Genomic DNA, 10,365 nt, shown 5'->3' with positions numbered 1-10,365 from the left:
AGTGTCATTCTGGAGCTATCTTGGCGATAGACTGGGAATTGCTGATGCGCCAGCCGTCCCGCGCCTGGCAGATCTGGTCAGCGACCGCTGCTCCTTAGCGTGATCGCCAACGGTTTTGCCCCTATTACAAATGCAAGTAGATATTTTTCTTAAGTTGCGGGAGACTAGAATTGTAAAGATTGCCTGCGAAAGGCTCTCTAATGTATGCGGAAATTGCACCTTTTCGCGTAAAGACAATCCGCTTTTCCAGCGGCGAGCGCTTTCCAGCGATCGTGGACGCCAATGGGATCTTGGCCTATGCGCCAACCCTGTACGCCGCATTGGTCCTTCGGTCGCGAGAGGGATCCTCCGGAACATTGGAGAACCATCTCCGAGCCATCGTGATCGCGCTCAACTGGGCAGCAGCCAGGGGAATCGATCTGTGGGCAAAGATCGCGTCTGTTGACTTGCTTACCACCTTCGAGATTGAGAACCTCCGCACCGCGTTGCGCGTCAACTACCAGAAGGAGGTTTCCGCTAAGACCCAGAAGTCTCCGAGGAAAAGGAGAAAGCCCACCACGGTCGGACATAGTACCTACTATAACCGATGCCACATGGTGAGAGACTTCCTAGCATGGCATGTGCGCAATGTTGTGCAGAGGATCAAAACCAGCGATCCAAAGTTACCAGAGGCCCGGCATCGGCTTGATATGTTCGAACGCCAGATGGTTGAGAATTTGGCAAAGCCACACCCAAGAGAGCGTGAGGGCATCGACGAACCCACCCAAGAGCTCTTCTTGGAGGCGATCAGGCCGGGGAGCCCCCTGAACCCTTTCCAAAAGAAGCATCAGCCCCGAAACTACGCGCTCTTGCTGCTATATTATGTAACAAGCATCCGCCGTGCCGAGGGCATGAAAATCAAGGGGGAGCATCTTATCGGATTGGGGAGCGACAAGCCCTCTCTCGTGATCGTAAGGGATCCCGACGATCCGGCCGATCCGCGGGGAGTCGAGCCTCGGATCAAGACTCTGCCGCGGGAAGTGCCACTCAGCCGCGAATTGGCTACGGCTCTGCTAGAGTGGGTGGTGCGTCATCGGACCGACCCGAACCGATATCCTGGGGCGAAACGAACGCCGTATGTGTTCGTCTCCCGAACCGGCAAACCCATCGGCGCGCGCACCATCAACGACATGTTCGAGCTTTTGCGTAAGCGTGTGCCTGGGTTGCCGGACGATTTCACGACTCACCTCCTGCGGCACACTGGCAATGACCGCTTCTCAGCCGCGGCTGACGCGCAGGGCCTCAAAGAGGCCGAGGAGAAGCAAGCTCGAAACTACATCATGGGATGGACGAAGAACTCCAACCAAGGCGATCGCTACACTAGGCGACACACTCGCCGCCGCGCACAAGCCTTGATGACCCGGATGCAACAGAAAAGCACGGAAGGTCACAACCGATGAGGATAGTGCAACGCGAGCAAGGATGGTTTCCGTCGCAAGGTGTGATCCTCGACCACGCTGGGCTCACGATGGACGCGTCTGGGACGACTTGGGATCTCAACTACGCAGGCGGGCCAGTGTCTCTGGATTGGGAAATGATGCCGATCCAATCATCTGAAATACTTGCGGCGACGGTGAAATATATAGCGGACTTAGTAAGGACCAAGTCGGCAAAGACAGTGCACCTCACCTTTGGTATTTTGCTCAAGCTCGGTAATTCTGCGAGCTTCTCCAAAGCTGATCGGGACCGGATGGAAATCCCCGCGGAGTTTTTCAGCGAGCTCTGGCAGTACGTGGGGCGTGACGTTTGGGAGATGCACTACTTCCGTCATTGGTACCGATCCTGTGTCGATCGTGGTTGCGAGGCATTCTCAGCAGAAGTGGCTTTCGAGCTCGACGAGAAGAGGATTCCTGGACGGCTCAAGGGGCAAGCGGTCCTTTCTCTTGATCCTGAGACCGGACCCCTTAACGATCTGGAGATTACCGGTCTGCTCAATGCGCTCCGAGCAGCCCATAACCGCAAGACGCTCTTGCTTGATGAACAAGCTGCCTTGTGGCTGTGCATCGCGCTTGGGCCGAACCCATTCCAAGCTGCTCTTCTACGTGAGCAAGACGTCGAGATTCTGACCGAGGGCGGTCAATCATTCATCCAGATCAGGGTGCCTCGAACGAAGAAGCCGCATCAATTACCCCGGACGGAGTTCAAGACGCGAAAGCTCACAATGGAAATTGGTCAGCGCATTCTTGAGCTGATCGAGCAAAACCGGCACTACCGAGAGGTCCATGGCTGGCCTAATGAGGCATATGAGTTCCCACTTTTTGTCCGTAGAACGCCACGGCCTGATCAGTCAACTGGGCCTATGGCTCAGTACGCAATGCACCTCTACACAGACGACTTTACTTTGCTGGTCGAGCGCGCGGCTAGAAGACTTGGCGTCATTTCCCCACGGACGCAAAAGCTTCTCCATGTGACCACTCGTCGGCTACGCTATACCTTTGCCACTCGCTTAGTCCGCGAGGGGGCGAGTGCCCAAGAGCTTGCGGAGGCGCTCGACCATACAGACTTGCAGAACGTCCACGTCTATTTTGATATCAAGTCTGACATTGTCGAATCTCTGGACCGAGCCACAGCCTTGGCCCTAGGACCAATCGCCCAAGCCTTCCTTGGCAAAATTGTCGGCAGCGAGGCCGGAGCAGTGCGCGGCGATGATCCTCGCAGCCGAATCATGAGCTTCGATAAGCGCACCGAGGAGGCCGAGGGATTAGGGACATGCGGTGAGTACTCATTCTGTGGATTGTTCGCCCCGCTGGCCTGCTACACCTGCGTCCAATTCCAGCCTTGGATGGATGGTCCACACGACAAGATCTTGCACTACCTGCTCGTACGGCGTGATCGTAAGCTGGCCGCTGGCTGTGATGGCCGTATGGTCGCCATTCATGACGCCACGATCCTGGCCATTGGCGACGTGATCGCCCGCATCGAGGCTATACATGGAACGGAGCTTGCATGAACGTCCGAGTATTACCTTCAGCGCGGTTACAAGGGGCTCATGCGAATCTTCAGGCATTCATCTCGAAGGCAAGGGACATCGCCGCCTTTGGAGAGATCGATTTCGACGAGCCAATTTGGCCGGTCAAGCTGATTAAGAGACTGCGCGTCTCGAGCGCGAATATCGGTGCTCAGAACCTTTACTTTACGGAGTCCAAACCAGGGTCTCGAGGTCCCGAGGGGCGCAAGCACCTTCAGCAGCCCTTTGCTAACTTCCTTAAGGCGCTGGTCCGGCTGCAAGAAGATGCGGGTGGGAAGCATCATCCGAATCACAGTGCCCTCATACGGGCAGGTCGATACTTGCATGCAGAGATGGAAGGTATCGCGTATGACCCGTGTCTGCTTCTTCCTGACCATTTTTCGAAAGCTGCGGCGGCCTCGCGGAAAGTCGATAGTCCGGCAACCGCCTACAGCGTCGGCAAGGACCTTGTTGTGATCGTGGGTTGGATCAACCGACACAATTTAAGTAGGATCAGGATTGATTTCAAGAACCCAAATCCCCGTCCGATTGACAGCGAACGGCGAATCGGAGCGGAGGCGGACGCTCGAAGGAAGAAGAAGCTCCCGAGCGATGAGGCCCTCAATGCGCTGGCGAGGCTCTCGAATCTCGTCACTGATGATGCCGACGTCCTCCAGATGAGAGTCATCGAACTTCTGGTGTGCGGTGGCTGGCGAATAAACGAGTTGCTTACAATTCCTGAGAACTGCGAGGTTGAGGAGGTGGCGACCGTGAATGGTGAGCCTCTCTTGGGAGGCGATGGAATGCCTGTGGTACGGTATGGGATCCGCTACTACGGGGAAAAGGGTGCTCCTCCGCTACCCAAATGGATCCCCAGCCCCCTGATTGACTTGGCGAAACGAGCGATCGCCGATATACGGCGCATCACCCAGCCCTCACGTAACGCCATTCTTTTCATGCTAAATAACCCCGGCATGGTTCCAATCCCAGGATTGGATGGTTACGCTCCTGATGAGATGGTGTCCGCGAGCCGCCTCGAAAAGGCATTGGGACTACGAAAAGGAAGTGGCGGAGGCGCCCAGTGGTGCATAGATTGGGGTGCTCCAGTCTATCGCAATCGCGTGCTTGAGGTCCGGATCGGCGACATTGCCACAGCATTTGCGTCAAAATGGCCTGTAGTTCCTGACGATAGCCCATTGGCCCTTCATGAACACATGCTGCTGATTCCGGCGAATATGACCCATGCGGCCCGCTCAAGCATACCCGGTTCGGTTCGCTTTCTTACCGATGGTATGATCGTGCGCTTTCTAGGCGGGCATAAGACGAAGTCGGTGTTTGAGCGGTTTGGGATGCTCGACAGTCAGGGAAATCCGATCAAGATGAACTCCCACCAGTTTCGAGACTGGCTGAACACTCTCGCGCTTGAGGGCGGTATGAGCGACTTGGAGCTCGCACGATGGGCGGGCCGCAAGGATGTCGCGCAAAATGCGTACTACGATCACGTATCGGGAAAAGCGCTCGCCAAGCGCATCCGGACCCTTATTGAATCCGGTAACATCCGCGGCCCTCTTGCAAGGGTGCATGATCGTCTCCCACCACAAGACCGACAGCGATTCCGCGAGGCGCAGATTGCGACGGGACACGCGACGGATATCGGCCTCTGCGCTCATGACTGGAGCCTCGTGCCATGCATGCACCATGAGGCATGCGCTGATGGATTGTGTGGTGAACACATCATAGTCAAAGGCGACGCCAAACACCGCGACGAGGCCGAGCGCCTTTTGGATGACACGGAGTTCCTGCTTTCCAAGGCGCAAGTGGAATCGGCAGATGGAACATATGGCGCCGGACGCTGGGTCGAGTCACATCAGCGGATGGCACGCGGCCTTAAGACCATATTGGCGATCCACAACGATCCTGAAATCCCCGACGGCACTCTTGTACAGCCGGAGAGGCCATCCGTACCCGAGGATGATTCCGAGGAGTAAGTTCAAGTTCGCGCGTGCGACTCTCCCGCTTCAACCTTGACGTACATCGCTAGCTCAGTGCGTGATACTCCTGCTCGCTATGACCACCTCAATCATCCTTCGGAGTTTGCGCAGGGACCCGCTTGGCCATGCCCTTGTGAGAGCTTCAATCTCAACTCCATCAAGCGGAGTGATCCAACGGAAATCCAGTCCCTGATCAGTAAGTAGTTCAGCAAGAATGCGATAGGCGATCAATGGCAGATGCTCGCCCCTCGGCTCAGGGACCGAAATGATCCGGCAACGATCCCTCAGTGGGGCTGGCAGGCCTTCGAGCGAGTTCGCTGTCATGAGCCAACTCACATGGGAAACGTCGCAGGGTGCTTGCACGTACGGATCATGAAAACGGCATGCCGTCTCTTTCTCAAGGAAAGCCAAGAGCGCGTCGTGTGCCTGCCCGTTGAAGCGGGAGGTGCCAGCCTTTTCGATCTCGTCGAGCACTGCACCCGGTCCAGCGATCCGGTGTCTAGTGATGAGTGCGACTGGCAGAGACGGCTCGCCTGTTGACCACCGACGAGGCGTCCCCGCAAAGCTTCCGTCCGAGAGTCCACCGCATGGAACGACGTCATGAGGGATGCTGAGCACACTCAGGAGACGGCGCGCCAAACGCGTTTTTCCGGATCCTGGCGCACCAACGAGAACCGTGGGGCGGATCTGGACGTGTGAGCGAGGGACGAGGTCTACGAGTATTTGATCGATCGCGTCGGTCGCAAAGGGAAACTCCCTGTGTAAGGCGGTCCTTGCCTGTACCAAGTCCAGCACGGGAACCAAAGGTAAAGCCTTTCCGGTAAGTGACTCTAGCTCCTTTGCGACCTTTTTTCCCTCGCTTGTGGTCGCATTTCCCACCTGCCGAAAAACGATGACCGAGGACGGGGAGTTGGCCTCCAGCTCTTCCTTTCGAGTCGAGCTAGCCGGAGATATTGCCAAGTCCTCTTTCGGCAGCTTCTCAAGTGCCGCTTGAACTTTTGCCGCCTGCTCGGAAACGGCTTGCATCTCGATGAGGTTGGTCAGGATCCAGCCGTCGTGAGCAACTAGATCAGCGGGCCGCCGCGTGCGCAGCATCCGCGCTTCCTTCCCGAAGTACTCGAACGCAGGGTCGGATGTGGCAAAGGACATCCAACCCAAGGCGGACGTGATCAAGGGGATGGCATATTCCCATTCGGTGGGATCACGCTCCAATCCGATCACGGCCGTGATCGTCTGGCGGGCGATTTCAATGGCGGCACTATGGTCGCCGAGATGGGCAAGATAGATCTGGCAGCGCAACCGCCACGATTTGGCTCCGTCAGGGAGGGAGGTCGCCGCCACTCGTAGTACATCCGCAAGCGACCTGACCTCATCCACTCCGGCAGTGACGGTCAATTGTTCTAGGCTATGAAAGACCATTGCGAAATGAGCGTGGGAGCGTGGTCGGCCTGCCTTTGAAGGCGAGGCATCAACCTTTCCGCGAAGGCTTGCATGTCGCGCTGGATGTCGGCACCGAGAAAAGGCATTCCGGCAAGCAGTTCGACTTCGGTCGGCAGGTGACTACCCGCGACAGCCGCATTCTTGCGGCGCTCGAAGTGCCTGAGTGTAGCGCGGATGCGCTTAGCTTCCCCGGATGTTTCCTTGGTGGCCACGAATCCATTCCCTCGTCACGAAATTAGACTGGCCTCACGTGGGCGTCCGAGGCGGTACCATCGCGACATCGTCCTCGCCCATCCCTGGTCAGGAGCCAAAATCCAGAGATCGGATGTGGCGACTAGGCGCTCCTTGCCGGGCAGCATCGGATGGTCGCAGACATTGCCGATCAGGCAGGCGACGGACCGGGTGCCACGCTCCCAATTGCCGAGGATCGGCGTGTCCTCAAGATCCGACTTAGTCGGCCCCCTGCTGTGCCTTACTGCCATGAGATCCGCGGTCAGACGAACAAGACGATCGATTTCGAGGTCGAGGAGTCCGCGGAAGGGGCCATGCTCGCGAGTAATGAGTATCATCGCAATTCGTTTCCATTGAGTTGGACAAGAGGGACTGCGCCGCATTGCACTCGCATCGGGTATCCGATTGAGTAGGTCGCGGGTGCCCGCCTAGCGGGACATCGACTTGGGGTTTGGTGGTCTCAAGATATGACTTCGCGTGATTGGAGCCGGTGAACGGTCGATGAAAACGCAGAAGCAGGGTTGTGGCGCTGCCCCCGCAGAGCCGATGACCCGAGGTTCAGGTGCCGTCAGGTATGCCGAGCCTGAATAAGCCTGCGAGCGTGAGTACCCACCCCTGTTCCTTTGCGAGTACCCAAAGGTCTGTCGTGAAGAATGCGAGAGGCCTCCCGGCTGCCTCGTCGTGTACATTTCCGAAGATCGCTTGAGTGGGTAGGAACTCAAAGGCCCAATCATCGATGACCGGGGCGCTGGCAAGTCGCCTCTGGCTTGGGCCGGTACCGGCGTGGATCGTCCTGAGGTCTGCCGCCAAGCGTTCGAGGCGGTCAGCCGTCAAGAGCATGCGTTCCGCATCATCGAATCCATCGTCCTTGAGCCCAAACATTCGAAGCGCCTCCCTGATTCGTAATCCCGAATCCTTGGCCCGTATAGGCTTCACCCCATGCCTTGTCCATCAGCTTTGTCCCTTCAAGGGACAAAAAGACCCAACTATGGGACAAAACGCGCGCTTGATGGGACAATTGTTGACAAGGCAACCTGAGCGTTGCCGATGTGGCCGAATGTTAGCGAGGCCCAAGATCCTGAAAGCCGCACGTCTCCTCCTGAATCTCACTCAGGAGCAGGTCGGCGAAGCCGCAGGTTTGAGCGACAAGACCGTGAAGCGCATGGAGTCTGGAGCCGCAAAGGTGACCATCGACGTGCTCGAGGCGGTACAACGTGTGTACGAGCGCCAAGGCATCCGGTTCCTTCAGGAAACCGACGATGAAGGCGAAGGCTTACGGCTCCCCAAGAACCTGAAGTGAACATCGCTGGAAATCCCCCTGTGGGAAACAGCAAAGTGTAGTGATCCCATCTGGCTGGGGCGGCCCTTGGTTCAAATCTGGCTTGCTGATTTCATGCATCCTCTCAGGCTGGTCCCAGTTTGGCGGCAGACAGCAGGAAATGCGCAGAAGGCCTCGCTGGCAATTCCTTGAGATTTAAGACCGCACGGCTGCGATGCTCACGGCGGTGTCGGCCTGGATCCCGCTTTTCCTAAAGGCACATGGATTGGATAATGCGTGATGAAACAGATGTCCCCGCATTCCACAGTAACAGAACAAAGAGCGAACATATGGATGGCCTGCGCGATTTGAAATCGGTACCGTTGCTTTCCTCCAAGGAGATGATGATGACTGATCAAGTTCACCCTGAAGGCGACGTGGATCCATTGGAGGCGAACGTCACCGCCGTGATCGATGCCTGTGGCGGCAACCCGAGGACAGCTATCCGTGCTCTACTCATCAAGCACGAAATTTTGGAGCAGCGCATTGGGCGTTTGGCCTCGGCGATATCATTCGGATACGTCCGGGGCCGAGCCGGGACCAATCCGGCCAGCCACGCTGATCGGTAGGTGTTTACCGGAGGCTTGACCCCATGCGCCATGGTCATTCAAGGCGATCTCGTCGGATGATGACTCCTTCGATCGCCAGCAGGTTGCTTGAGTCCCTGCGGCCAGCCCGACACCTCCTCACCCGGTCGCTTGCCGAAATCCCAATCGGATGCCCGGAGTACCGACAGATCGACAAGGTGGTGCAAGAGGTCGATGGGCTGGTAGAGATCCTGACCGGGGATCGGACCCACTTCTACCGCGATGACGGGTCAGGCGATGCTTGGAACGGGACGGATCGGACGGGGTGAGTGTGATGTAATCCCAACTTTCCTGCCATTCAGCGCCTGCGAACACCGTTTGGCCTTCACCGGATGCCACCCATGAACGAGGCGTCTCTCCACCGGGGTCGAACTCGGCATCAATGCGTGGAGCATGGAGAAGTTGTAACTACGCCGATGCCGCCGCGATCAAGTTCGCTACCGTGACAACAGGGACAACATGCCGACCGAACTCATCCGGTGCAAGACCATCTGCCGAAGGTGGTGAAGAAACGACCGAGGCAGAAGAGCCGCCAAGTCGCGCCTGGGCAGTAAAGCGATAGGGGCTTTTGAAAAGGCGAGCGCTTGGCCCTACGTGTCTCGCAAGGGATCCTCCAGGGGGACAGCCAGGGCCGGAGCGCGAAGACACCCGGAAAGCAGGTTTGGCTTTCCCAAAACCTGTTCCCGAAATATGATTCCCGAAACTGGCGGGTTGGGACGGAGTTACGGGACAGATGCTGATCGGCTACGCACGTGTCTCGACGGCCGATCAGGATTTGGCGCTGCAAACCGACGCCCTGACCAAGGCCGGGTGCGAAAAGCTGTTTACCGACAAGGCGAGTGGCGCGAAGGCAACCCGGCCGGGGCTGGCGGAAGCCCTCGAGTTCGTGCGTGCTGGCGACACGCTGGTGATCTGGAAGCTCGACCGGCTCGGCCGCTCAATCCAGGGGCTGATCGAGCTGGCGGCCGTCCTATCGGCGCGCAAGGTCGATTTCCGATCACTGACGGACGGGTTCGACACGTCCACATCGTCGGGCCGGTTGCTATTCCATATCCTCGCTTCGGTCGCGGAGATGGAGCGCGAGCTGATAAAGGAGCGGACCATCGCGGGCCTGGCGGCGGCGCGTGCCAAAGGCGGCAATGGCGGAGGGCGAAAGTCGGTGATGTCGCCAGACATGCTCGACACTGCCCGCAAGTTGCTCGCGGCGGGCGATAGCCCGGCGAAGGTCGCGAAGCTGCTGCAAGTCGGGCGCTCGACCTTCTACCGTCATTTCCCGGCAAGTAAGCGGGAGCCTGACTGATACATGACCGCTTCGGGTCACGCCCAGAAGATCAGGAGCCCTCTGGAAAGTCCGGTCTCGGATCCTTGAGCCGACATCAACCCTTCTTCCGGAAAGTGCCAATAGCGGCCATTCGCGATCAGCCGCGTCCGCGCCAAGCCAGCCATTTCGCGGCAGTCTTCACAAGAGAAAAGCCCAAGCCTTGGGGTGACAGGGCAGGATCCACCCACACCTTTGCCACGCCGGTAATAGGACTCACCCGCTGGGGACCATGCCGTGCCAGGTCGCGAAGGCGACGGCACCGCCCGCGAGCAGGATCAGCGGGTTGAGCTTTGGGTGCCAAGCCAGGATGGCGGCGGCCACGCCGGCAACGACCCAGGACAGGATGCCCGCCCCTGCAACCCGGAAGATTGCGAACACGCCGGCAAGGATCAGCCCGGCTCCGATCGGCGCAAGCCCGTTCTCCAAAGCCGTATGCCAATGCCGACCGCGATAATGGTTCCACATCTTCGTGACGCCATAGCAGAGCAGCG

General features: G+C 58.0%; 10 protein-coding genes and 1 pseudogene. 6 read left to right on the top strand and 5 right to left on the bottom strand.

Annotated features, from left to right (window positions below; all coding sequences use genetic code 11):
- Window positions 1-380 precede the first annotated feature (380 nt).
- Genes FS320_RS31050 through FS320_RS31040 form a run of 3 tightly spaced genes read left to right on the top strand, consistent with a single transcriptional unit; the run spans window position 381 to window position 4,974 of the window.
- Window positions 381-1,439, top strand: coding sequence for a tyrosine-type recombinase/integrase (locus FS320_RS31050; protein WP_162003365.1), 1,059 nt, complete (start codon window positions 381-383; stop codon window positions 1,437-1,439).
- On the top strand, window positions 1,436-2,989 hold the full coding sequence (locus FS320_RS31045) for a site-specific integrase (protein WP_152716238.1): 1,554 nt from the start codon (window positions 1,436-1,438) through the stop codon (window positions 2,987-2,989). Before FS320_RS31050 ends, FS320_RS31045 begins: the two co-directional genes overlap by 4 nt.
- The gene (locus tag FS320_RS31040) at window positions 2,986-4,974 is read left to right on the top strand and encodes a hypothetical protein (protein ID WP_152716236.1); all 1,989 of its coding nucleotides are present in this window, start codon (window positions 2,986-2,988) and stop codon (window positions 4,972-4,974) included. The genes FS320_RS31045 and FS320_RS31040 overlap by 4 nt, the downstream gene beginning before the upstream one ends.
- A 54-nt stretch (window positions 4,975-5,028) precedes the next feature.
- On the opposite strand, the gene FS320_RS31035 is transcribed toward FS320_RS31040, so the two are convergent.
- The 4 genes from FS320_RS31035 to FS320_RS46250 form a co-directional block, all read right to left on the bottom strand.
- The gene (locus tag FS320_RS31035) at window positions 5,029-6,318 is read right to left on the bottom strand and encodes an AAA family ATPase (RefSeq protein ID WP_162003363.1); all 1,290 of its coding nucleotides are present in this window, start codon (window positions 6,316-6,318) and stop codon (window positions 5,029-5,031) included.
- A 59-nt stretch (window positions 6,319-6,377) separates the two neighbouring features.
- Window positions 6,378-6,629 carry a hypothetical protein gene (locus FS320_RS31030; protein ID WP_152716232.1) on the bottom strand — a complete coding sequence of 84 codons (252 nt, stop codon included), beginning with the start codon at window positions 6,627-6,629 and terminating at the stop codon, window positions 6,378-6,380.
- A 15-nt stretch (window positions 6,630-6,644) separates the two neighbouring features.
- Complete coding sequence (locus FS320_RS31025) at window positions 6,645-6,986, bottom strand: DUF6634 family protein (protein ID WP_152716230.1); 342 nt, start codon at window positions 6,984-6,986, stop codon at window positions 6,645-6,647.
- Between the two features lie 220 nt (window positions 6,987-7,206).
- Complete coding sequence (locus tag FS320_RS46250) at window positions 7,207-7,530, bottom strand: hypothetical protein (RefSeq protein ID WP_162003362.1); 324 nt, start codon at window positions 7,528-7,530, stop codon at window positions 7,207-7,209.
- 175 nt (window positions 7,531-7,705) lie between these two features.
- On the opposite strand from FS320_RS46250, the gene FS320_RS46245 reads away from it, so the two are divergent.
- From FS320_RS46245 to FS320_RS31010, 3 genes are all read left to right on the top strand, one after another.
- Window positions 7,706-7,948, top strand: a complete 243-nt coding sequence (locus tag FS320_RS46245; protein WP_162003361.1) for a helix-turn-helix domain-containing protein — start codon at window positions 7,706-7,708, stop codon at window positions 7,946-7,948.
- 251 nt (window positions 7,949-8,199) lie between these two features.
- The gene (locus tag FS320_RS31015; protein WP_152716226.1) at window positions 8,200-8,535 is read left to right on the top strand and encodes a hypothetical protein; all 336 of its coding nucleotides are present in this window, start codon (window positions 8,200-8,202) and stop codon (window positions 8,533-8,535) included.
- Between the two features lie 751 nt (window positions 8,536-9,286).
- Window positions 9,287-9,853 (top strand): recombinase family protein, encoded by a 567-nt coding sequence (locus FS320_RS31010; RefSeq protein ID WP_152716224.1) that lies wholly within the window; start codon window positions 9,287-9,289, stop codon window positions 9,851-9,853.
- Between the two features lie 234 nt (window positions 9,854-10,087).
- Here FS320_RS31010 and FS320_RS46240 read toward each other — a convergent pair.
- Window positions 10,088-10,365, bottom strand: a pseudogene (locus tag FS320_RS46240) (chromate transporter); the annotation flags it as partial.

The organism is Microvirga tunisiensis, assembly GCF_009296175.1.
Lineage (GTDB): Bacteria > Pseudomonadota > Alphaproteobacteria > Rhizobiales > Beijerinckiaceae > Microvirga > Microvirga tunisiensis.
Note: the sequence above shows the minus strand (reverse complement) of the source record. Positions and strands in the feature narration are given on the sequence as shown.